Below are 22,176 nucleotides of genomic sequence, written 5' to 3'. Positions count from 1 at the left end.
GTACGAGTGTAATGAAGCCCAGGCGGCGTGTCAGCCTTCCAAAGTGAATAAATCTGCCGAGCTCATTGGCAGGTTCGTAGGCTTCCATCGCGATCTTCCTGTCAAAGCCGCGCTGACCGGGCATATTCGACAATACTCCCGAATCGGGACCTACCACCCGGCGGAGGCCCGTTCCCGCAGCTCGGCGAGGGCGGCGGCGACGGCCTCCCGGCCCCGTTCGTCACCGATCCGGCGCAGTACCGAGAGCGATGCCCGGTACTCCCGCTCGGCCTCGTCGAACCGGCGCTGGGCCGCGTGCGCCTCGGCCACCCGGGCCAGCAGCCGGGCCTCGGCGGCCTGGTCCCCCATCGACTGCCGGACCCCCAGCGCCCGGCCGTACCAATCGGCGGCGCGCACGGCATCGCCGAGCGCCCGGTGGCAGCCCGCCGCGCCCTCCAGCGCGCGGGCACAGAGCGCCTCGTCGTCGGCGGTCCTGGCGTGCTCCAGGGCAGCCCGGTAGTGCCCGGCGGCCTGTTCCCAGCGGCCCGCAGCGGCCTGGAGGTCGCCCAGGTTGAGCAGCGCGGCCGAGGCCCGGCGCGGCCGGCCGTGGCGCTCGGCCACCGTCAGCACCAGCTCGTGCAGCTGGTGGAGGTCGGCCGGGGCGGCGGCGCCGGTCAGCGGCAGCGACCGGAGCAGCGCGGTGACCAAGCGGCCCGCCGAGCCGTCGAGATCCCCCTGCCCGATCGCGTCGGCGACCGCGCCGAGCAGCGGGTCCCGCTCGCCGAGCAGCCACTCCCGGGCATGGGCGGCGGACTTCAGCCGCAGCGGACCGGGCAGCGGATCGGGCCCGGCGCCCTCGGACGGGTCGAGCAGCGAGCGGGCCGACTCGGTGAGCCGGACCAGCCGCTCCAGCAGCCGGGCCCGGGCCAGCTCGATCTCGGCGGGCCGGTCGTCCCGCTCGCGCAGCCGGACCAGCCGGGGGTGGAGCCGGCCGGGGACCCGGTAGCGGGCGGTGCCGTCCGCGGCCGGCGGCTCCTCGGCCAGCAGCTCCCGCTCGGCGAGCGCGGCCAGGGTCGTCGCGGCCTCCGGGGCCGGACAGCCGACCAGCGCGGAGGCGGTGCGGGGGTCCGCGGACTGGGCGGGGGCCAGGGTGAGCGCGCGCAGCATCCGGGCCTGCGCGGCGGTCAGACCGGCGTAGGCCAGGGTGAAGGCACCGACCAGCGGGTCGTTGTCGGGCACCGGGACGGGTTCGGCGGGCTCCGGCCCGGGCCGGACCCAGGCGGCCGGGTCACGGGCCGGCTCCTCCGGCGGGGCCACCGCGGCGGTCGGCTCCGGCCCGGTCGCGGCCGCCCCGCGCCGCCCCTTGCCCCGCTCCCCCTTTCCCTTCCCGTTCGCCGCCGGCTCCCGGGCGCCCTTCTGCGCCGGGGGGTCCACGGGCTCCGCCGACTCCTTCGCGCCCTCCGGCTCCGCCTTCCCGGCCTCGGCGACGGCCCGCAGCAGCTCCTTCGCCGCCTCCGTCACCGCCAGCTCCGGCTTGCCGCGCAGCCGCCCGGCCATCAGCCGCAGCGCCGCCGGCTGGGAGCCGCAGGCCTCCGCCAGGTCCGCCGCGCCGACCGGGTCGCAGCCGATCCTGGTGCCGCCGACCAGGTCGCCGAGCAGCTCGGCCGCCGCCGACCGGTCGAGCCCGCCGAGGATGACGGGATCGATGTCCTCGATCCCGGTGAGCGGCCCGGCCGTGGTGGCGAGCACCAGACAGCCGGGCTCGTCCGCGAGCAGCGGCCACAGCTGCCCGGCGTCCCGGACGTCGTCCAGCACCAGCAGCACCCGCCGCCCGGCCAGCGCGGCGCGCAGCGCGACGCACGCCGGATCGTCCCGGCCGTCCCCGGCGGCGCCGGGCAGCGGGACGTGGGCGGTGTCCGCGCCGAGCTGCTCCAGCAGCCGGCGGGCGGCCCTGGCGGGCGGCACCCGGCCGCCGTCGGGGGCGGACAGCCGGGCGAACAGCACGCCGTCGGGGTACTGGCCGGCGACGGTGACGGCGAACCGGACGGCCAGCGCGGTACGGCCCGAACCGGGCCGCCCGGCCAGCACCAGCACCGGGCTGCGGCCCTCGGCCGGACGCGCGGCGGCGGCCCGGAGCGCGGCCAGCTCGGTGCGCCGGCCGACGAACAGGGCGGGGCCGGCGGGCAGCCGCTCCAGCCCGGGAACGCGCTCGACGGGCGCGCCGGTCCCGGCCTCCATGGTCGCCGTCTTCCTCGCCACCCGTGCCACTCCCGACGTCACCCAGCACCGACCGGCGGCCGCCCGCGACGGACGCCCCGTCTGCGAAGCGTAGTTCGGCCGTCCGCCCCGACCGAGGTGACATCCGGTCGTACGAACCGGTAAATCACCCCCCCGGCCGAAACCCGGCCGACGACCCGACAGAACGCACCCCGCCGTACCCCCGGCCAGGCACACCTCACGAGCAATCCCACCCCGCTTCCCGGAGCCCGCCGAACCCCGCGACCCAAGCCCCCGCCCACCCGGCTCTGACCCCCGCCAGGCACGGACCGCGAGCGAGCCGAAGGGGCGCGCCGGTGCCGAAAGGGTGGGGGCACCTCCCGGCCGGAGGCTGGGGGAAAGCGAGGAGGCCGCGAGGTACGAGCGGCATTGGAGCGCCGACCGTCGGCACCGGAGCAGAGCGCCCCGGAGGCGAGCCGAGCCTACGAAAAAAAGGGCCTAGCGGGCCACGGCGAGTCCGCCGGCCGCAGCGCGTCCAGGCCGCCGGGCCCGTGCAGGGCCGCGTACAGCGCCAGGGTCCCGGTGATCAGGGTCGGGTTGTGCAGCTCGCCGGCGTGGATCAGCCGGACCAGCTCCTCGACCGGCACCCGGGCGGACTCCAGCTCCAGTTCCTCCCCGTGCGCCTCGTACCGCTCCCCCTCGGCCTCGGACAGGTCGGTGGCGAGGAAGAGCCGCAGCGCCTCGTCGGTGCCGCCGGGCGAGGTGTAGAAGTCGACCAGCACCCGCCATTCGCCGGCCTTGCAGTGCGCCTCCTCGTACAGCTCGCGCTGGGCGGCGTGCAGCGGGTTCTCGCCGGGCACGTCGAGCAGTCCGGCCGGCAGCTCCCAGAGGCGCTGGCGGACGGGGTGGCGGTACTGGCGCAGGATCAGCACCCGCTGCCGCTCGTCCAGGGCGAGGACGGAGACCGACCCGGGGTGGGTCTGGTAGTCCCGGCGGGCCCAGCTGCCGTCGGGCATCAGGACCTCCTCGGTGCGCACCCCGGTGACCCGGCCCTGGAAGGGGGTGGTGCTCCCCCGGATCTCCCACTCCTCCGCCACGTCGGCGACATCGGCGGTGCTGCGGTCGTCCATCACGCTCTCCCCTTTTCGTCAGTACGACACAATCTAACGCCGAACGGCGGCCCCGCAGGAATCGCGGGACCGCCGTCCGGGGAACGGACCGGGACTACTGGGCGTCGGCCGGGGCCGTCTTGATCTCGATCGCGGCCTTGACCAGGCCCGCGAACAGCGGGTGCGGGCGGGTCGGCCGGGACTTCAGCTCCGGGTGGGCCTGGGTGGCCACCAGGTAGGGGTGCACCTCGCGCGGGTACTCGACGTACTCGACCAGGTCGCCCTTCGGGGAGAGGCCGGAGAACTGCAGGCCGGTCTTCTCCAGGTCCGCGCGGTAGGCGTTGTTGACCTCGTAGCGGTGGCGGTGGCGCTCCTCGACGTACTGCTCGCCCGCGTAGACCTCGCGGACGATCGAGCCCTCGGCGAGCTTGGCCGGGTAGAGGCCCAGGCGCATGGTGCCGCCCAGGTCGCCCTTGCCGTCGACGATGGCCAGCTGCTCGGCCATGGTGGAGACGACCGGGTGCTTGGCCGCGGCGTCGAACTCGGTCGAGTTGGCCTCGGGCAGGCCGGCCAGGTTGCGGGCGGCCTCGATGACGACGCACTGCAGGCCCAGGCACAGGCCGAGCAGCGGGACCTTGTTCTCGCGGGCGAAGGTGATCGCGCCGACCTTGCCGTTGACGCCGCGGTCGCCGAAGCCGCCGGGGATGCAGATCGCGTCCACGTCGCCGAGCTGCTCGCGGGCGCCCTCGGGGGTCTCGCAGTCGTCCGAGGTGACCCACTTGATCTCGACCCGGGCGTTGTTGGCGAAGCCGCCGGCGCGCAGCGCCTCGGTCACCGACAGGTAGGCGTCCGGGAGGTCGATGTACTTGCCGACCAGGGCGACCTTGACGATGTGCTGCGGCTCGTGGACGCGGCGCAGCAGGTCGTCCCAGGTGGTCCAGTCGACGTCGCGGAACGGCAGGTCCAGGCGGCGGACGACGTAGGCGTCCAGGCCCTCGCCGTGCAGCACCTTGGGGATGTCGTAGATCGACTTGGCGTCGATGGCCGCGACCACGGCCTCCTCGTCGACGTCGCACATCAGCGAGATCTTGCGCTTGATGGCCTGCGGGACCTCGCGGTCGGCGCGCAGCACGATGGCGTCGGGCTGGATGCCGATGTTGCGCAGCGCCGCGACGGAGTGCTGGGTCGGCTTGGTCTTGAGCTCGCCCGAGGGGCCGATGTAGGGGAGCAGGGAGACGTGCACGAAGAAGACGTTGTCCCGGCCGACCTCGTGGCGGACCTGGCGGACGGCCTCCAGGAACGGCAGCGACTCGATGTCGCCGACGGTGCCGCCGACCTCGGTGATCACCACGTCCACGTCCTCGGTCGCCATCCGGCGGATCCGGGACTTGATCTCGTTGGTGATGTGCGGGATGACCTGGACGGTGTCGCCCAGGTACTCGCCGCGGCGCTCCTTGGCGATGACGGTCGAGTACACCTGGCCGGTGGTGACGTTGGCCGAGCCGTGCAGGTTGGTGTCGAGGAACCGCTCGTAGTGGCCGATGTCGAGGTCGGTCTCGGCGCCGTCGTCGGTGACGAAGACCTCACCGTGCTGGAACGGGTTCATGGTGCCCGGGTCCACGTTGAGGTACGGGTCGAGCTTCTGCATCGTCACGCGCAGGCCGCGGGCCTTGAGCAGGGCACCGAGGCTGGAGGCGGTGAGGCCCTTGCCGAGCGACGAGGCGACACCCCCGGTGACGAAGAGGTGCTTGGTCGTCACGGCGCGGCCGTTCGATGCCTTGCCGGAATGGGGCTGTGCCAAGAGGGGGCTCCCGTGGGTCGCGTGTCGAAGGTGACGTGGTGGGAGGCTCGCGGCTCGCCGTCGCGACGGGGGAGGGCGGTGCTTCGCACGGGGCCCAGAGGGTCGTCGGTTCGGCCGGTCCGGGGCGTTTGATCCCACCGGTCCACGGGATACCAGGGTATCAGTGACCCGGCCCGGACGCGTTCCGGCCCGCCGTCGGCGGGCCTCGGGGGCCCGGTTTCCGGTCGGGGAGCCGCAGGGGCGCTCCCGGGGCGCACGCCAGGCGCACCACCGGCGCACCATCCGGCGCTACCGTCACAGCCGTCGCACCACCCGCCCGTCCGGGCCACCCGGCGGCGGCCCGGGGCGCTCGGCCGGGCCATCACCGGACCCCCACTTCGTGCCATCCGGAGCTGATCCTTCCGAGCCATCCTGACGGCCACTCCCGCAATGCGCGGTATTTCCGCCGAAATGCGGCGCCACACCGCGCTGCGCCCGCGTGCTTCGCCCCTTTCGTCCGTCGTAAGCTGCTCGGACGCATCGCCGACAACACGAGCTCGCGGAGGGCGTGGGAGGGTCAGGAACCTCTCGGTCCCCGATGCGCGACCGGACCTCCCCGCAGTGCCGCTCCTCCCACCCACCCAGAGGCTCGACCGAGCCCTCGCGGATGCTCCGGCAAGGCCCGCCACCACCCCACGGAGGGCCGGACGTCCCGGGGTGGCGCCGGTCCCGCGGTCCCGCTGGCTCTCCCTCGGATCGCCGATGCGTCGTGACCACATTGCGAACTGGAGATCACGTGGCCGGCCGTATCGAGGACTACGCACTCATCGGGGACATGCAGACCGCCGCCCTCGTCAGCAGGGACGGAGCGGTGGACTGGCTCTGCCTGCCCCGGTTCGACTCGCCGGCGGTGTTCGCCGGCCTGCTCGGCACCGACGAACACGGCTTCTGGCGGATCGGCCCCGCCGAGGCGGTGGCCACCGCACTGCCCCACCCGGCCACCGCGCCCGCCGCCGAACCGGCCGGCCCCCCGGCCGTGCTGCCGCGGCTCGCCGACACCGGCGACCTGAGGGTCCCGCCGCCCACCGCGGCCGCCCCCGCCGTGCCCGCCGACCGCCGCCGCTACCGGGGCGACTCGCTGATCCTGGAACAGGAGTGGGACGCCCAGGGCGGCACCGTCCGGGTCATCGACTTCATGCCGCCCCGCCCGCTGGCCGGGAAGGACGCCGTGCCGCAGGTGATCCGGATCGTCGAGGGCGTGGAAGGCACCGTGCGGATGCGCTCCGCCCTGCGGATGCGCTTCAGCTACGGCCGGGTCGTCCCCTGGGTGCACCGGGTGGAGCAGCCCGACGGCGGCCACCGCACCGTCGCCGTGGCCGGGCCGGACTCGGTCTGGCTGGACGGCGAGGCCGACACCTACGGGCGCAACCTCACCACCTACGCCGACTTCACCGTCCGGGCCGGCGAACGGATCGCCTTCGCGCTCACCTGGCAGGCCTCCCACCTGGAGCAGCCGACCCCGCCGGACGCCGAGGGACTGCTCGACGCCACCGCCGACTTCTGGCACGAGTGGGTCGGCCAGTGCACCTACCAGGGTCCCTACCGGGAGGCCGTGGTCCGCTCGCTGATCACCCTCAAGGGCCTCACCTACGCCCCCACCGGCGGGATCGTGGCCGCCCCCACCACCTCGCTGCCCGAGGACATCGGCGGCGAGCGCAACTGGGACTACCGCTACACCTGGCTCAGGGACGCCGCGATCACCCTGTCCTCCCTGCTCCGCACCGGCTACCGGGACGAGGCCAAGGCCTGGCGCGAGTGGCTGCTGCGCGCGGTCGCGGGCGACCCGGAGAACCTCCAGATCATGTACGGCATCGCCGGCGAGCGCGAGCTCACCGAGTCCGCACTCGACTGGCTGCCCGGCTACGAGGGCTCACAGCCGGTGCGGGTCGGCAACGGCGCGGCCGGCCAGCTCCAGCTGGACGTCTACGGCGAGGTCGTCGAGGCGCTGCACCTGGCCCACATGACCGGCCTGGTCCGCAACGACCACGCCCACCACCTCCAGCTGCGGCTGATCGAGTACCTGGAGGACCACTGGACCGAGCCGGACGAGGGCATCTGGGAGGTCCGCGGGCCGCGCCGGCACTTCGTCCACTCCAAGGTGATGGCCTGGGTGGCGGTGGACCGCACCATCAAGCTGCTGGAGCAGACCCCCGAGGACGCCCCGGCCGGCGGCCAGCTGGAGCGCTGGCGGGAACTGCGCGACACCATCCACCGGGACGTCTGCGAACGGGGCTACGACCCCGGCCGCAACACCTTCACCCAGTACTACGGCGGCAAAGAGCTGGACGCCTCACTGCTGCTCATCCCGCAGGTCGGCTTCCTGCCGCCGGACGACAAGCGGGTGATCGGCACCATCGAGGCGATCCAGCGCGAACTGTCCACCGAGGACGGCTTCGTGCTCCGCTACCCGACCCACGACGAGAGCGGCAACAACGTCGACGGCCTCTCCGGCCACGAGGGCGCCTTCCTGGCCTGCTCGTTCTGGCTGGCCGACGACCTCGCCATGATCGGCCGGGTGCAGGAGGCGCGGGAGCTGTTCGACCGGCTGCTGTCGCTGCGCAACGACCTCGGGCTGCTCGCCGAGGAGTGGGACCCGCGGCTCAAGCGCCAGGTGGGCAACTTCCCGCAGGCCTTCAGCCACGTCCCGCTGATCGACACCGCGCTGCGCCTCACCGCCTGCGGCGGCGCCTACCTGTCGGCCCAGCCGGACGGCCCGGCCGCCGACCGGGCCGGCGAGCAGGCCACCGTCTGACCCGCCGCCACCGTCGCTCACCCGTTGCGCTGCACCAGCTCGTCGTAGGTGCTGAGCACCTGGGCGACGGTGGCGGCCTCGTCCGGCCAGGTCTCCGCCTGCTGCCGGCCGGCCGCCGCCAGGCGCTCTCGGCGCTCCGGGTCGGCCAGCAGCTCCCGCACCGCCCGACCGAGCGCCGCCGCGTCGCCGGGCGGGACCAGCACGGCGGCGTCGCCGACCAGTTCGGGGATGCCGCCGACGGCCGTGGCGACCACCGGCACGCCGGCCCGCATCGCCTCCTGCACCACCAGCGACCGGGCCTCCCAGCGGCTGGAGAGCACCAGCACGTCGGCGGCGGCCAGCAGGTCGGACACATCGGTGCGGTAGCCGAGCAGCCGCACCGGCAGCTTCTCGGCGGCCACCCGCTCGCGCAGCCCGGCGGCCTCCGGGCCGTCCCCGGCCAGCAGCACCAGCGGTTCGGGCGTCAGCGCGGCCAGGTCGCGGGCCGCGTCCAGCAGCAGTCCGAAGGCCTTCTGCGGGACGAGCCGGCCCACCGCGAGGACCAACGGGCGGTCCGGACCGCCGAGCAGCGCCGCCCTGGCCCCGGCCCGGGGCAGCCGTGCCTCGGGCATCGGCGGGGCCGCGACCGGGCCGAGCCGGGCGTCGGTGGCGCCGAGTTCGCGGGCCCGGGCCACCAGGTCGGAGGAGGCGCCGAGGACGAGGTCGGCGGCGCGCGCCACCCGGCGCTCCATCAGCCGCTGGAGGCGGCGCTCCATGCCGGTGGCGTCCAGCGCGTGGTGCGAGGTGACCACCAGCGGCGTCTCCGGGCGCAGGCCCGGGAAGCGGCCGGCGGTGCGCAGCGCGAGGTCGGACAGCAGCCCCGCGCGCAGGCCGTGGGCGTGCACCACGTCGGCGCCGGTGAAGGCACGGCGCAGCTCGCCGATCGCGGTGGCGTCGCTGCGGGCGCCCGCGGTCGGGGTGATGTCGACCAGGTGGAACCGCGCACCGGTGCGGGAGAAACCGAACAGCGCGTCCGCGCCGGCGGGGGCGCACACCGTGACGGTCACTCCGTGCGCGACCAGGCCCTGTGCCAAGGAGCGCACATGCGCCCCGATGCCGCCGCTACTGGCGGCCAGGACGAGCACCACGTGCAGCTGCCCCGGTTCGGGGGTGGCTGCGGCTGCCCGGGCGGCGGAATGGTCCACGTCGTCTCGCATCCGACTCGATCAGCTACGCGCGCCCCGGGCGGGGGTTGCCCGCCGGCGGCGCTCGGGACAGGAAGGGCCAGTGTCCAGCCGCCACCATGCCAGGTCGGCGGCCCTCTTGGACAGTCGGCGCCCCCGGCGGGGCGCGTCGTGGCCGGTCCGCGAGGGCCGCCCGGGTTCAGCGGTGGCGGGGGGCGCGGGCCGCAGCGAGCAACTCCTCCGCGTGCGCCCGGCCGAGCTCGGAGTCCTCCAGGCCGGCCAGCATCCGGGAGAGCTCGCGGACCCGCTCCTCGTCGTTCAGCACCTTGACGCCACTGCGGGTCACGGTGCCGTCGTTGGTCTTCTCGACCACCAGGTGGCGGTCGGCGAAGGCCGCCACCTGCGGCAGGTGGGTGACGACGACGACCTGGGCGCTCTCGGCGAGCTTGGCGAGCCGACGGCCGATCTCGACCGCCGCCTTGCCGCCGACGCCCGCGTCCACCTCGTCGAACAGATAGGTGGGGACGGGGTCGGCGCCGGCGAAGACCACCTCGACGGCGAGCATCACCCGGGACAGCTCGCCGCCCGAGGCGCCCTTGGCGATCGGCCGGGGCTGGGCGCCGGGGTGCGGGGCCAGCAGCACCTCGACCTCGTCCACGCCGTGCGGCCCGTAGGCGACCGCCCGGCCCTCGATCTCGATCCCGGACAGGTCGTCGACCTGGCTGATCGCGAAGGTCACCCGGGCGTGCGGCATCGCCAGTTCGGCGAGCTCGGCGGAGACGGCCGCCGCGAAGCGCCCGGCGGCGGCCTGCCGGGCGGCCGAGACCTCGGCCGCGAGTTCGGCCAACTCGCCGCGCAGCGCGGTCTCCCGGGCGCCGAGCTCGTCGATCCGCTCGTCGTCGCCGTCGAGCTCGGAGAGCCGGGCGGAGCCGGACTCGGCCCAGGCGATCACCTCGGCCAGCGAGTTCTCCGGGCCGCCGTACTTGCGCAGCAGCTGGGAGAGCACGGCCCGGCGGTCCTCGACGGCGGCCAGGCGGACCGGGTCGGCGTCCAGGTCGTCGGCGTAGCCGGCCAGGTCGCCGGCCACGTCGGCGAGCAGGTAGCCGACCTCGTTGAGCCGGTCGGCGAGGGCGGCGAGCCGCTCGTCGTGGTGGCGGACGGCGTCCAGCGCGCGGCGGGACTGGGCGAGCAGGGTGCCCGCGTCCAGCGCCTCCGGGTCGGCCGGGTCGCCGGCCAGGGCGGCGTGGGCGAGGGTCGCGGCGGAGGAGAGCGCGTCGGCGTGGCCGAGCCGCTCGGCCTCGGCGGACAGCCCCTCGTCCTCGCCCGCCACCGGTTCGGCGGCGGCGACCTCGTCGAGGCCGAACCGCAGCAGGTCCGCCTCCTGGGCCCGCTCGCGGGCCCGGGTGGTCAGCTCCTCCAGCGTCGAGGAGACCTCGCGCAGCCGGCGGTACACCTCGCGGTAGCGGGCCAGCGGCTCGGCCACCGACTCGCCCGCGTACCGGTCCAGGGCGCCGCGCTGGCGGGCCGGGCGCAGCAGCCGCTGCTGGTCGGTCTGGCCGTGCACGGCGACGAGGTCCTCGCCGAGCTCGGCGAGCAGGCCGACCGGCACGGACCGGCCGCCGACGTGGGCACGGGAGCGGCCCTCGGCGGAGACGGTCCGGCTGATCAGCAGCGCGCCGTCGTCGAGCTCGGCGCCGGCCTCGACGGCGCGGGCGGCCACCGGCGAGCCGGGCGGCAGTTGGAGGCGCCCCTCGACCACCGCGCGCTCGCTGCCGTTGCGCACCAGGCCCGGATCGGCCCGGCCGCCGAGCAGCAGGCCGAGGCTGGTCACCACCATGGTCTTGCCGGCTCCGGTCTCCCCGGTCACCGCTGTGAAGCCGGGGGCCAGTTCGACGACCGCGTCGTCGATGACCCCGAGATCCCGTATCCGCATCTCGTCCAACACGGAGACGACCTTACGAGGTTCCGCACCCGCCGCGCGACGAGCGGCAACGACGCGCGGCAACTCCGTGCCCCCAAGTTCATCCGTTCCGGGCGTTTCCGGACCCGCCGCACCGGGAGTCGGGGCGTTCCTCCGTGCCCGGCCCACTCGGACACCCGCCCCGGGTCGGCCGGACGACCGGGTCCGTCCTGTTACCCGGCCGCTCCGGCCTTTCCGATCTTTCCGGCCCGCTCGGCCCGCCCGGCCTGCTCGGCGGTGGGCACGGTGAACCAGGGCAGGAAGAACTGCGCGAGCGGGCCGATCGCCAGCGCGTACGCGACGGTGCCGACCCCGGCCGTGCCGCCGAGCAGGACGCCCACCGCCAGCACGAGCAGCTCGATACCCGTGCGGATCAGCCGCAGCGAGCCCCCGGTGCGCCGGTGCAGTCCGGTCATCAGCCCGTCCCGCGGCCCCGGGCCCAGCCGGGCGCCGATGTAGAGACCGGTGGCCAGGCCGTTGAGCAGGATCGCGGTGACCATCAGCAGGATCCGGAACGGGAGCGCCCCCGGCGTGCCGACGAAGCGCAGGGTGAGGTCCATCGCGGCGCCGATCAGCAGCACATTGGCGACCGTGCCGACCCCGGGCAGCTGGCGCAGCGGGATCCACAGCAGCAGCACCAGGGCCCCGCAGATGGTGACCCAGGCGCCCACCGAGAGGCCGAAGCTGCCCTGGAGGCCCTGGTGGAACACGTCCCAGGGGTCGAGCCCGAGGCCGGCGCGGAGCATCAGGCCCATGCTGCCGCCGTAGAGGGCGAGGCCGAGGACCAGCTGCGGCAGGCGGCGGCCCAGCGCGTGGGTGTCGCCCAGCACCCGCAGCAGCGGGCCGGGCCGGGCGACCGAACCGGCGGCAGCGGCGGCACCCGCGACGGGGGACGGCGACGCGGGCCCGGCCGGGCACTCGGACGGGGACGGGGACGGGAGGGTGTTCGTGGTGGCCATGGAATCTCCGGGCAGGTGGTACTGCACCGCCGGCGAACCGGCCCGACGGTGGCGGTCTAGACGGCCGCCCTGCCATGATGGCCAAGCCAATACAGCCCACAACAGGGCCAATCACGAGTAAGTGGACTGATCACCTTGGCCGACTGGCAGACCACCGTCGCTCCCCCGGCGCTCGCCCGGCTGCTCTCCACCGCCCGGCTGCCCGAACCGCCCGGCGCCGCCCGCCGCCCCGCCTACCGCGCGCTCGCCGCCCGGATCCGGCTGCTGGTCTCCGAGGGCCGACTGCCGGTCGGCGCCCGGCTGCCCGCCGAACGCGAGCTCGCCCTGGCCCTGGGCCTCAGCCGCACCACCGTCGCCACCGCCTACGAGGCCCTACGGGCCGAGGGGTACCTGCACAGCCGGCGCGGCGCCGGCAGCTGGACCGCCCTGCCCGAGGGCTCCGCCCCGCCCAGCGACGCCCTGCACCCCGTCCCGCCGGACGAGCAGGGCAACATCCTGGACCTCGGCGTCGCCGCGCTGCCCGCCCCGCAGCCCTTCCTCTCCGCGGCCGCCGCCCGCGCCGTCGACCAGCTGCCCGCCTACGCCGCCGGGCACGGCCACTACCCGACCGGCGTCCCGGTGCTGCGCGAGGCCGTGGCCCGCCGCTTCACCGAGCGCGGCCTGCCGACCACCCCGGACCAGATCCTGATCACCATCGGCGCGATGGGCGCCCTGCACCTGGTCCGGCAGGCCCTGCTCGGCCGGGGCGACCGGGTCGCCGTCGAGGCCCCCAGCTACGCCCACACCCTCCAGGCGCTGCGGCTCAGCGAGGCCCGACCGGTCCCCGTCCCCCTCGTCGACGCGCCCCCGGGACCGGGCCACGGGGGCGGGCCGCGCTGGGACCTCGCCGAGTGGCGGCGGGTGCTGGGCGGGGCCGCGCCGAAGGCCGTCTATGTGATCCCCGACTTCCACAACCCCACCGGCGCGCTGATCGACGAGGAGCAGCGGCGCGAGCTGCTCGCCGCCGCCCGGTCCGCCGGCACCGTGGTCCTGGTCGACGAGACCACCGCCGAACTCGGCTGGGGCGTGCCCGAGGAGGTGCCGCTCCCCCGCCCGACCGCCGCGCTGGACCGCGCCGCCCAGGTGGTCACCGTCGGCTCGGCCGGGAAGCTGCTCTGGGGCGGTCTGCGGATCGGCTGGGTGCGCGCCGCCCCCGCGCTGATCCGCCGACTGGCCACCACCCGGGTCTACAGCGACGTCGGCGCCCCCGTGCTGGACCAGCTGATCGCCGCCGAACTGCTGGCCGAGGACCTGCCGGCCGTCCGCGCCCACCAGCTGACCCGGCTGCGGGACACCGCCGAGGCGTTCACCACCGCCCTGCGCGAGCAACTGCCGCACTGGCGCTTCACCGTGCCGCCGGGCGGGCTGTCGTTCTGGGTCGCCACCGGCGGGGTGTCGGGCACAGCGCTGGCCCGGGCCGGCGAGCGGTCCGGGGTCCGGCTCGCGGCCGGCAACCGGTTCGGCTCCGACGGCGCCTTCGAGCACCACATCCGGATCCCGCTCACCGTGCCCGCCCCGGCCGTGCCGGCCGCGGTCCGCCGGCTGGCGGAGACCGCCGCCCGCGCCGAGGACGACGGCGGATGGCGGGGCACCGAGGACAACCAGCCGCTCGCGGTCTGACGGAACGGCGGACCGGACGGACTCGGCATCCTTGCCAGGTCCGCCCGGTCCACCGGGTCCGCGAAAATCAGGCGGTGTCCGCCCGGCCGCGCCAACCGGTCACCGGCAGCGCGAACTTGGCCACCAGCCGGTCGGTGAACGGCGCCCGGTGCAGCCTGGCCAGCCGCACCGGCGTCTGCCCCCGGCGCACCTCCACCCGCGCCCCGGCGGGCAGTTCGACCGAGCGCCGGCCGTCGCACCACAGCACCCCGTGCGGGGTCTTCGGCTGCACCTCCACCGCCAGCACCGAGTTCGGCGAGGCCACCAGCGGCCGGGCGAACAGCGCGTGCGCGCTGATCGGCACCATCAGCAGCGCCTCCACCTCGGGCCAGACCACCGGCCCGCCGCCGGAGAACGCGTACGCCGTCGAGCCGGTCGGCGTCGCACACACCACGCCGTCGCAGCCGAAGTTGGAGACCGGACGGCCGTCCACCTCGGTCACCACCTCGAGCATCCGCTCCCTGGCCGCCTTCTCGATCGAGGCCTCGTTCAGCGCCCAGTCGTGGTGCACCTCGTCACCGTTGGTCCGGACGATCACATCGAGGGTCATCCGCTCCTCGACCTCGTAGTCGGCGTCGACCACCCGCTCGACCACCACCGCCAGGTCGTCCCGCTCGGCCTCGGCCAGGAAACCCACCCGGCCCAGGTTGATGCCGAGCATCGGCAACCCGTGCTCACGCGCCAACTCCGCCCCGCGCAGCAGGGTCCCGTCCCCGCCGGCGACCAGGATCAGCTCGCAGCCGTCGGCCGCGCCCGGCCCCCCGGCCACCGTCTCCACGCCGTCCGGCAGGTCCAGATCGACCGCCTCGGCCGCCAGCAGTCTGATCCGGATCCCCGCCTTCAGCAGGCCGTGCACCAGTCCCTCGACACTGCGCAGCGCCGCCTCGCGGCCCGTGTGCGCGATCAGGAAGACCGTACGTTCATCACTCATGCCCGCTGCCCTCTCCCTACGCCGGCCGGGTCGTCGTCGGCCCGGTACGGCCGCGCCACCCAGCATGACGGACCGGACGTCCGCAGAGCACCCTATCGGGGGCCTTCGGCGACAGCCCGGTCCGCCTCCGCGGGGTCCAGCTGCGGTGCGTCCCGGCGCATCCAGAGGAAGTACTCGACATTGCCCGACGGCCCCGGCAGCGGGCTCGCGGTGACCGCCCGCACACCCAGCCCGAGCTGCCACGCCTGCCCGGCCACCTGGCGCACCATCTCGGCCCGCAGCTGCGGGCTGCGCACCACCCCGCCGCTGCCGAGCCGCTCCTTGCCGATCTCGAACTGCGGCTTGACCATCAGCACCAGGTCCGCGTCCGGGGCGGCGCAGCCGGCCAGCGCGGGCAGCACCAGGCCCAGCGAGATGAAGGACAGGTCCCCCACCACCAGGTCGACCGGGGTGCCGCCGATCATCTCCGGGGTCAGCTCCCGGACGTTGGTGCGGTCCATCACGGTCACCCGGTCGTCGCTCTGCAGCGACCAGGCCAGCTGCCCGTAACCGACGTCCACCGCCAGCACGTGGGCGGCGCCCGCCCGCAGCAGCACATCGGTGAACCCGCCGGTGGACGCGCCCGCGTCCAGCGCCCGGCGGCCCTCGACGACCAGGCCCTGCGGCACGAACGCCGCGAACGCCCCGGCGAGCTTGTGGCCGCCGCGCGAGACGTAGTCGGGATCGTTGTCGTCCTTGGCCACCACGACCGCCGCCGAGGTCTCCACCTGGGTGGCCGGCTTGGTCGCGGTGGTCCCGCCGACGGTCACCCGGCCGGCCGCGATCAGCTCCGAGGCGTGCTCCCGCGACCGGGCCAGCTTGCGGCGGACCAGCTCCGCGTCGAGTCGGCGTCGTGCCACTGCCACTGGTGTTTCAGCTCCTACGGTGGTTCCCGCTCGCCCCGGTCAGTCCCGGTCGAGCGCGGCCAGCGTGTCGGCGAGCCGCTGATGGACATCTTCGTACACCGCGACGTGTGCGTCGGTCGGCACCCCGTCCAGCGCCGCCAGCCGGGCCAGCCCGGCGTCCACCGCCGGGTGCCCGGTGGGCGTGAGCCCGACGCCGAGCGGCAGCGGCTCACCGGGGGCGGGGACGGGGACGGGGACGGTCCGGCTCTCCGGTTCAGGCATCGGGCTTCTTCGTGGTGGCGGTCCGGCGGACGGTGGTCTTCCGGGTGGCGGTGCGCTTGGCGGGCGGCTGCTCCGACCCCGCCTCGGCCGGCTTCTTCGGAGTGACGGTCTTCTTCGCGGTCGCGGTCTTCTTGACGGCGGTCTTCTTCACCGCCGTCTTCTTGGCCGCCGTCTGCTTCGCGGCCGCCTTCTTCGCGGCCGGCGCGGCCTTCTTCGCCGCGGCGGGCTTCCGCGCCGCCGACTTCTTCGCGGCGGTCCTCTCCGCGGTCCTCTCGGCGGTGGCCTCCGCCGCCACCGCCGTCCCGTTCGGCGGCACCGGCGGGTCGACCTCCACCGGCTCGTCCACCACTATCCGCTCGGCCCCCGCCGAACCCCTCGTCTCCTGCTCCCAGCCGTCCTCGAACAGCCCGCCGGCCCGGGGCGCGGGCGGCGGCCCGGCCTGCTCCGGCCGCGCCCCCTCGTCCTCGTCCTCGACCTCGCGCAGCTTGCTCTCCAGGTAGGCCAGCACCACGCCCACCTTGGTCACCTGGTCGCCGACCTTCTCGAAGACCTTCTCGACCTCGCCGCGCGCCACCCCGACGGCCAGGTCCACCCCGGCCCGCCCGGCGGTCACCGCCTCCTCGGCGAGCGTCTGCAACGACTGCGCCGACGGAGGGAACTGCCCGCCGAAGCGGCGCTCCACCTCCGTGACGTCGATGCCGCCCTTCTCCAGCAGACCGGCCGCCGTTCCGACGACCCGCTTGCCGACCTCCTCCACCAGTACGGCCGCGGCCGCCACCGCTCCTCGTACCGTCCTCGGCAGCATCCGGGTGCCTCCCATTCGCCTGCGCGCGTCGCTCCGTCGCCACGGTGCCCGGACGGATCCGGGCATCCCACCGACGACGCTACCGCCAAAACCCTCCTGCGGTACCGTGGCCCGGCAGTCGGCCGCCACCGGACCCCGCCACCCGCCGGGGCGCGGCGGCCCGTCCGGGGAGGGGATCCACCGCCATGGCCAACGCCGAGGAGTGCCGCGAGGCGCTGGAGCAGCTCAGCCGCAACCTCGCCAAGTCCACCGGCGACGTGCGCACGGCGGCCGGCCTCGACCGCTCACTGAGCTGCCGGATCACCGACCTCGACCTGACCTTCACCGGGCGGCTGCGCGCCGGGAGCATCCAGGACGTCGAGCAGCACCCCGGCAGCCCCACCGGGAAGGCGGACATCCGGCTCACCATGAGCAGCGACGACCTGCTCGCCCTGGTCGGCGGCCGGCTCAACTTCGCCTCGGCCTGGGTCGGCGGCCGGGTCAAGCTGGAGGCGGGCTTCCGCGACCTGCTGCGGCTGCGCACCCTGCTCTGACCCGGCCGCCGACCGGCCGTCGACCGACCTCCGACCGACCGACGGCTCCGGGCTCAGAACCCCAGCTCGGCCAGCGCCTTCCGCCCGTCCACCGGCACGCCGTCCGCGTCCAGCGCCGTCCAGGCCGCCGCGCACAGCGCCCGCAGACCGTCCCAGCGGTCCGCCCCGACACCCTCCAGCCGCAGCACGCCGTCCTGCGCCACCGCGACGAAGCCGCCGCAGCCGAACCCGCCGCCCGCCCCGGCCGTGACCGGCGCGTGCGCGGTCAGCAGGCCCCGCAGGTCCTCCGCCAGGTACGTCGGCCGGTGCTCGGCCGGGGCCGCCAGCAGCTGCGCCGCCGTCGTCACCCCGGTGAACACCAGCAGGCTGTCCACCCCGCCGTTGAAGGCGCCCTCGATGTCGGTGTCCAGCCGGTCACCGACCACCAGCGGCCGCTTCGCCCCGGTCCGCAGCACCGTCTCGCGGTGCATCGGCGGCAGCGGCTTGCCCGCCACCTCCGGCTCCACCCCGGTCGCCGCCCGCACCGCCGCGACCAGCATCCCGTTGCCCGGCGCGATCCCGCGCGCGGTCGGCACCGTCACATCGGTGTTGGACGCCACCCACGGCAGCCCGGACTGCACCGCGTAGGAGGCCTCCGCCAGGTGCGTCCACCCCACCGAGGCGTCGAAGCCCTGGACCACCGCGAGCGGCTCCTCGGCCAGGGTCCGGACGGCGACCAGGCCGCGCTCGGCCAGCGCCTCCTCCAGTCCGAGCCCGCCGACCACCAGCACCTTCGCGCCAGCCGGCAGCTTCTCGGCGAGCACCCGGGCGGCGGCCTGGGCGGAGTTGATCACATCGGCCGCCTCGGCCGGCACCCCCAGCTCGGTCAGGTGCTCGGCGACCACCCGGGGCGGCCGGGAGGCGTTGTTGGTCACGTACGCCAGCCGCATCCCGGCGGCGCGGGCCGCGTCGAGCGACTCCACGGCGTACTCGATCGCGTTCGGGCCGGCGTACACCACGCCGTCGAGGTCCAGCAGCGCCGTGTCGTACGCCTCGGTCAGCGGCAGCTCGCTGCCGCCCGGGGCGGTCCGTCGCACGGTGGTGGCCGTTTCGGTCATGCCTGCTCTACCTCACTCATCGCATCAGTCGTACTCGTCCGTACTCGTCCGTCGGGAGCCCGGGCGGTGGCCGGAACCGCGGCTGTCGGACACCGCACCGGCTCAGCCGTCCTGCCGGTCCCGATCACCGGTCGGCTCCGGACCCTCCGTGGTTCCCTGGTCCGCCGCAGTTCCCGGCCCCGGTCCGTCCGCCCCGGCCGGCGGCTCCAGGTAACCCGGCGCCCCCGGCAGCAGCGGACCGAACGCCCCGGCCCGGGCCGCCAGCGTCGCGCGGGTCTGCCGCAGCGCGGCCCGGTAGTGGTCGTTCTCCGGCCGCATCGCCACGGCCAGCGCCAAGTGCTCGGCGGAGGTCTCGAAATCGCCCAGCCGGGCCGCAGCCACACCCCACCCGAACTGAGCGTAGTCGTCCGACGGATCGGCCAGCGCCACGGTCCGGAAGTTCTCCAGCGCCGCCGCGTACGACCCCGCGTCGAACTGCGCCCGGGCCAGCGCCTCCCGAATGCTGCGCGAGTCCGGCTCGGCCGCGGCCGCCCGTGCCAACAACTGCTCGGCCGCCGCCGGGTTCCCCTGGGCGAGCAGCCGCGCACCCCGGCGGAACCACTCGTAGACGTCCCCCTCAGGCTCGCCCGACCGCTGCTGCTGCCCGGCCGGGGCCGTCCCGCCGCCGCCGGTGTCCGCACCGCCACCAGCGCCGTCGTCCACCCGCTCGTCGCGCTCGTCCACCCCGAACCTCGCCCTCGGTCACGACACCCGGCCGCCGGACCGGCACGGGTGTTCCGATCTCTGAACAACGCGTACCCGATTACGATGCCCAGAATGAGCACACCCAGTGCAGAAAGCGGAGTGGAGTCTCCGCAGGGCGGCCCCGGCAATCCCGGCCACGTCGCCACCGCAGGCCTGTCCCTGTCCCCGTTCCGCGGCCTCCGCTACGACCCCGACCGGGTCGGTGCCCTGGCCGCCGTCACCTCACCGCCGTACGACGTCGTCGACCCCGGCCGAAGGCTCGACCTGGAGACCGCCGACCCGCACAACGTGGTCCGGCTGATCCTGCCGCGCCCCGAACCCGAGGACACCGGCGACCGCCCCGACCGCGACACCCGCTACCGGCACGCCGCCAGGCTGCTGCGCGAGTGGCAGCGCGAAGGCGTCCTGGCCGCCGACCCCGAGCCGGCCCTCTACGTGTACGAGCAGCGCGTCCCCGCCGCCAACGGCAGCGCGGAGGTCCTCCAGCGCGGACTCATCGGCGCCCTCGCCGTCAGCGGCAGCGAGGCCGGCGTGGTCCTCCCCCACGAGGACGTGATGCCCCGCCCGGTCGCCGACCGGGTCGGCCTGATGCGCACCACCCGGGCCAACCTCGAACCGTTGCTGCTCACCTACCGGGGCAGCGGCGGGGCGTCCGCCGTGATCGAACGCGCCGTCCGCGCCGAGCCCCTGCTCACCACGACCACCACCGACGGCACCCACCACCGGCTGTGGGCGGTCACCGACCCGGCCGAGATCGCCGAGATCGGCCGCGACCTGGCCACCTGCCGCGCCCTCATCGCCGACGGCCACCACCGCTGGGAGATGTACCTGCGCCTCCAGCGCGAGCACCGGCACCTGCCCCGCAGCCCCTGGGACCGCGGCCTGGTCCTGCTGGTCGACACCGCCCGCTATCCGCTGCGGGTGCGGGCCATCCACCGGGTGCTCTACCGGCTGCCGGTCGAAGAGGCCCTGGCCCGGCTCGGCGGCCAGTGGCAGATCAAGGAGGTCCCCGGCCCGCTGGACGGCGCGCTGCAGACGCTCGCCGAGCAGAAGCGGAACGGCGGCAGCGGCTTCCTGCTCACCGGCGGGGACGGCGTCTACCACCTCGTCACCGACCCCGACGAGGCCCTGCTCGACGCCACCGTGCCGCAGGACAAGCCCGAGGAGTGGCGCCACCTGGACGCCACCGTCCTGCACGCCACACTGCTCGACCACACCTGGCGGGTCCCCGACGGCCCCGACGACATCGGCTACCTGCACACCGCGGCCGCCGCCGAGCGCGAGGCCGCCCGCAGCGGCGGCACGGCCGTGCTGCTGCACCCCGTGCGGGAGAGCGTGGTCCGCCGACTCGCCGAACAGGGCGTCACCATGCCGCGCAAGTCCACCTCCTTCGGCCCGAAGCCGGCCACCGGTCTGGTGCTGCGCAACCTGGAGCTGGGCTGACGCCGTAGCGGCGCCGAACGCAGTGAGGCCCTGCCGCACCCCGGATCTCCCGGGGTGCGGCAGGGCCTCACTCGTGACGCGCCCCGACCGCCGGCGCTCGCCGGCGGTCAGGGTCGTCGACTACTTGTCGTCGCGGTCGGCGGAACGCTCCGGCACCACGCCGTCGAACTCCTCGTCGATCTCGAGGTCGTCCTCGTCGTAGAACTCCTCGACGTCCTCCTCGTCCTCGAAGATGACGCGCTCGTCCGAGGCCTCGCCACCCTTGCGGGCGGCCGGCTCGGCGGCCTGCTCGGCCTCCTCCTCGGCGAGCTCCGGGTCGAGGGCGTCGATGAACTCCACACCGTCGATCTCGGCGAGGCGCTCGGCGGCGTTGGTGGTGCCGTCGGTGTCCGCCTCGACGGCCTTGGCGAACCAGTCACGGGCCTCGTCGCCACGGCCGGCGGCGATCAGCGCCTCGGCGTAGGCGTAGCGCAGGCGCGCGGTCCACGGGTGCACCGCGGACGAGGCCAGCTCGGAGCTCTGCAGGGTGACGACGGCAGCGTCGAACTGCTCCATGTCACCGCGCGCACCGGCCGCGACGAGACGCATCTCGACCTGGCCGGCCTTGTCCAGCTGCTTCACCTCGGGCTCGCCGGCCATCGCCAGCGCCTTCTCCGGGCGGCCCAGGCCACGCTCGCAGTCGGCCATCACCGGCCACAGGTCCGCGCGACCGGTCATCCGGCGGGCGGCGCGGAACTCGGTCAGCGCCTCCGAGTAGCGCTGGGTCACGTAGGAGGCGAAACCGGCCGCCTCACGGACGGCGGCGACGCGGGAGGCCAGCCGCAGCGCGACGCGCGAGTACTGGTAGGCCTCCTCCGGCTCGTCGTCGAGCAGCCGGGCGACCATCACCAGGTTGCGGGCGACATCGTCCGCGAGGGTCTTGGGCAGGCTCTTGAGCTCCTGGCGCACATCCGCGTCGATCTCGAAGCCGGTGACGTCCTCGGGGATCGGCAGGCGCTTGACCGGCTCGTAGTTGCCCCGGCGGTCGTCCTGGTAGTCCCGGCCGCCGCCGCGCTCGTCGCGGCCGCCGCGGTAGCCACCGCGGTCGTCCCGGTCACGGCCGTAGCCGCCGCCCGAGGGACGGTCACCGCGGTCGTCACGGCGGAAGCCGCCGCCACCGCCGCCGTAGGGGCGGTCGCCACCACGGTCGTCACGGCGGAACCCACCGCGGTCGCCGCCGCGGTCGTCACGGCCGCCACCGAAGCCGCCGCCCGAGGGACGGTCACCACGGTCATCACGACGGAACCCGCTCGGGCGGTCGTCCCGACGGAAGCCACCACCGGTCGGGCGGTCGCCACGGTCGTCGCGGCGGAAGCTGCCGCCGGCGGGGCGGTCGCCACGGTCGTCGCGGCGGAAGCCACCGCCCGACGGACGGTCGCCGCCACGGTCGTCACGACGGAAACCGCCGCCACCACCGGTCGGACGGTCACCACGGTCATCGCGACGGAACCCACCGCGGTCGCCGCCACGGTCGTCACGGCCACCACCGAAACCACCCGGACGGTCGTCCCGACGGAAGCCACCACCCGACGGACGGTCGCCGCCACGGTCGTCACGACGGAAACCGCCACGGTCGCCGCCGCGGTCGTCACGGCCGCCACCGAAGCCGCCGCCCGAGGGACGGTCGCCACGGTCGTCACGGCGGAAGCCACCCGGACGGTCGTCACGGCGGAAGCCACCGCCCGACGGACGGTCGCCGCCACGGTCGTCACGACGGAAACCGCCGCCACCACCGGTCGGA

The 22,176-nt window shown here is 75.2% G+C and carries 18 protein-coding genes; 4 read left to right on the top strand and 14 right to left on the bottom strand.

Annotation, left to right across the window (positions count from 1 at the left end):
- Window positions 1–150: 150 nt before the first annotated feature.
- From ADK60_RS40690 to pyrG, 3 genes are all read right to left on the bottom strand, one after another.
- Entirely contained in the window at window positions 151–2,238 is a 2,088-nt protein-coding gene (locus tag ADK60_RS40690; protein ID WP_159400788.1) for an AAA family ATPase, read from the bottom strand.
- A 440-nt stretch (window positions 2,239–2,678) separates the two neighbouring features.
- On the bottom strand, window positions 2,679–3,326 hold the full coding sequence (locus ADK60_RS40685) for an NUDIX domain-containing protein (protein ID WP_053652070.1): 648 nt from the start codon (window positions 3,324–3,326) through the stop codon (window positions 2,679–2,681).
- A 94-nt stretch (window positions 3,327–3,420) separates the two neighbouring features.
- Complete coding sequence (gene pyrG / locus ADK60_RS40680) at window positions 3,421–5,106, bottom strand: CTP synthase (RefSeq protein ID WP_234371494.1); 1,686 nt, start codon at window positions 5,104–5,106, stop codon at window positions 3,421–3,423.
- 775 nt (window positions 5,107–5,881) lie between these two features.
- Here pyrG and ADK60_RS40675 point away from each other — a divergent pair.
- Entirely contained in the window at window positions 5,882–7,897 is a 2,016-nt protein-coding gene (locus ADK60_RS40675) for a glycoside hydrolase family 15 protein (protein ID WP_053652068.1), read from the top strand.
- 17 nt (window positions 7,898–7,914) lie between these two features.
- Here the strand turns inward: ADK60_RS40675 and ADK60_RS40670 are convergent, their stop codons facing one another.
- From ADK60_RS40670 to yczE, 3 genes are all read right to left on the bottom strand, one after another.
- Window positions 7,915–9,093, bottom strand: a complete 1,179-nt coding sequence (locus ADK60_RS40670; protein ID WP_053652066.1) for a glycosyltransferase family 4 protein — start codon at window positions 9,091–9,093, stop codon at window positions 7,915–7,917.
- 166 nt (window positions 9,094–9,259) lie between these two features.
- A complete protein-coding gene (gene recN, locus ADK60_RS40665) occupies window positions 9,260–10,993 on the bottom strand; it encodes a DNA repair protein RecN (protein WP_053652081.1) in 1,734 nt (577 codons plus the stop codon).
- Window positions 10,994–11,193: 200 nt separating this feature from the next.
- Entirely contained in the window at window positions 11,194–11,979 is a 786-nt protein-coding gene (gene yczE, locus ADK60_RS40660) for a membrane protein YczE (RefSeq protein WP_502687483.1), read from the bottom strand.
- Between the two features lie 135 nt (window positions 11,980–12,114).
- Here yczE and yczR point away from each other — a divergent pair, with 135 nt between their 5' ends.
- The gene (gene yczR / locus ADK60_RS40655) at window positions 12,115–13,638 is read left to right on the top strand and encodes a MocR-like transcription factor YczR (RefSeq protein WP_053652065.1); all 1,524 of its coding nucleotides are present in this window, start codon (window positions 12,115–12,117) and stop codon (window positions 13,636–13,638) included.
- Between the two features lie 67 nt (window positions 13,639–13,705).
- On the opposite strand, the gene ADK60_RS40650 is transcribed toward yczR, so the two are convergent.
- From ADK60_RS40650 to ADK60_RS45525, 4 genes are all read right to left on the bottom strand, one after another.
- On the bottom strand, window positions 13,706–14,608 hold the full coding sequence (locus tag ADK60_RS40650; RefSeq protein ID WP_045943969.1) for an NAD kinase: 903 nt from the start codon (window positions 14,606–14,608) through the stop codon (window positions 13,706–13,708).
- A 92-nt stretch (window positions 14,609–14,700) separates the two neighbouring features.
- Window positions 14,701–15,507 carry a TlyA family RNA methyltransferase gene (locus tag ADK60_RS40645; RefSeq protein ID WP_045943970.1) on the bottom strand — a complete coding sequence of 269 codons (807 nt, stop codon included), beginning with the start codon at window positions 15,505–15,507 and terminating at the stop codon, window positions 14,701–14,703.
- Window positions 15,508–15,552: 45 nt separating this feature from the next.
- The gene (locus ADK60_RS40640) at window positions 15,553–15,774 is read right to left on the bottom strand and encodes a hypothetical protein (RefSeq protein WP_045943971.1); all 222 of its coding nucleotides are present in this window, start codon (window positions 15,772–15,774) and stop codon (window positions 15,553–15,555) included.
- A complete protein-coding gene (locus tag ADK60_RS45525) occupies window positions 15,767–16,579 on the bottom strand; it encodes a hypothetical protein (protein WP_159400787.1) in 813 nt (270 codons plus the stop codon). The genes ADK60_RS40640 and ADK60_RS45525 overlap by 8 nt, the downstream gene beginning before the upstream one ends.
- A gap of 185 nt (window positions 16,580–16,764) precedes the next feature.
- Here ADK60_RS45525 and ADK60_RS40630 point away from each other — a divergent pair, with 185 nt between their 5' ends.
- Window positions 16,765–17,112: an SCP2 sterol-binding domain-containing protein gene (locus tag ADK60_RS40630; protein ID WP_045943976.1), complete on the top strand. Its 348-nt coding sequence runs from the start codon at window positions 16,765–16,767 to the stop codon at window positions 17,110–17,112.
- A 53-nt stretch (window positions 17,113–17,165) separates the two neighbouring features.
- On the opposite strand, the gene ADK60_RS40625 is transcribed toward ADK60_RS40630, so the two are convergent.
- Together ADK60_RS40625 and ADK60_RS40620 are read right to left on the bottom strand one after the other, a co-directional pair.
- Window positions 17,166–18,209 (bottom strand): HAD-IIA family hydrolase, encoded by a 1,044-nt coding sequence (locus ADK60_RS40625; protein ID WP_045943977.1) that lies wholly within the window; start codon window positions 18,207–18,209, stop codon window positions 17,166–17,168.
- 102 nt (window positions 18,210–18,311) lie between these two features.
- Window positions 18,312–18,932 (bottom strand): tetratricopeptide repeat protein, encoded by a 621-nt coding sequence (locus tag ADK60_RS40620; protein ID WP_234371493.1) that lies wholly within the window; start codon window positions 18,930–18,932, stop codon window positions 18,312–18,314.
- 93 nt (window positions 18,933–19,025) lie between these two features.
- Here ADK60_RS40620 and ADK60_RS40615 point away from each other — a divergent pair, with 93 nt between their 5' ends.
- Window positions 19,026–20,396 carry a DUF1015 family protein gene (locus ADK60_RS40615; protein ID WP_078897184.1) on the top strand — a complete coding sequence of 457 codons (1,371 nt, stop codon included), beginning with the start codon at window positions 19,026–19,028 and terminating at the stop codon, window positions 20,394–20,396.
- A 120-nt stretch (window positions 20,397–20,516) separates the two neighbouring features.
- On the opposite strand, the gene ADK60_RS45520 is transcribed toward ADK60_RS40615, so the two are convergent.
- Both ADK60_RS45520 and ADK60_RS44320 read right to left on the bottom strand, forming a co-directional pair.
- Window positions 20,517–21,389, bottom strand: a complete 873-nt coding sequence (locus tag ADK60_RS45520) for a tetratricopeptide repeat protein (RefSeq protein WP_045943980.1) — start codon at window positions 21,387–21,389, stop codon at window positions 20,517–20,519.
- Window positions 21,281–22,176: hypothetical protein (locus ADK60_RS44320; protein ID WP_234371492.1), on the bottom strand; the 896-nt coding region annotated here is incomplete at its 5' end. The genes ADK60_RS44320 and ADK60_RS45520, both read right to left, overlap by 109 nt.

Source organism: Streptomyces sp. XY431, assembly GCF_001279805.1.
Lineage (GTDB): Bacteria > Actinomycetota > Actinomycetes > Streptomycetales > Streptomycetaceae > Kitasatospora > Kitasatospora purpeofusca.
Note: the sequence above shows the minus strand (reverse complement) of the source record. Positions and strands in the feature narration are given on the sequence as shown.

Bases quoted from the DNA above. Each gene is read 5' to 3' on its own strand.
- ADK60_RS40685 (WP_053652070.1), bottom strand. From the start codon at position 3,326: ATGGACGACCGCAGCACCGCCGATGTCGCCGACGTGGCGGAGGAGTGG.
- ADK60_RS40640 (WP_045943971.1), bottom strand. From the start codon at position 15,774: ATGCCTGAACCGGAGAGCCGGACCGTCCCCGTCCCCGTCCCCGCCCCC.
- ADK60_RS45525 (WP_159400787.1), bottom strand. From the start codon at position 16,579: ATGCTGCCGAGGACGGTACGAGGAGCGGTGGCGGCCGCGGCCGTACTG.
- ADK60_RS40670 (WP_053652066.1), bottom strand. From the start codon at position 9,093: ATGCGAGACGACGTGGACCATTCCGCCGCCCGGGCAGCCGCAGCCACC.
- ADK60_RS40630 (WP_045943976.1), top strand. From the start codon at position 16,765: ATGGCCAACGCCGAGGAGTGCCGCGAGGCGCTGGAGCAGCTCAGCCGC.
- yczE (WP_502687483.1), bottom strand. From the start codon at position 11,979: ATGGCCACCACGAACACCCTCCCGTCCCCGTCCCCGTCCGAGTGCCCG.
- recN (WP_053652081.1), bottom strand. From the start codon at position 10,993: ATGCGGATACGGGATCTCGGGGTCATCGACGACGCGGTCGTCGAACTG.
- ADK60_RS40615 (WP_078897184.1), top strand. From the start codon at position 19,026: ATGAGCACACCCAGTGCAGAAAGCGGAGTGGAGTCTCCGCAGGGCGGC.
- ADK60_RS40650 (WP_045943969.1), bottom strand. From the start codon at position 14,608: ATGAGTGATGAACGTACGGTCTTCCTGATCGCGCACACGGGCCGCGAG.
- ADK60_RS40625 (WP_045943977.1), bottom strand. From the start codon at position 18,209: ATGACCGAAACGGCCACCACCGTGCGACGGACCGCCCCGGGCGGCAGC.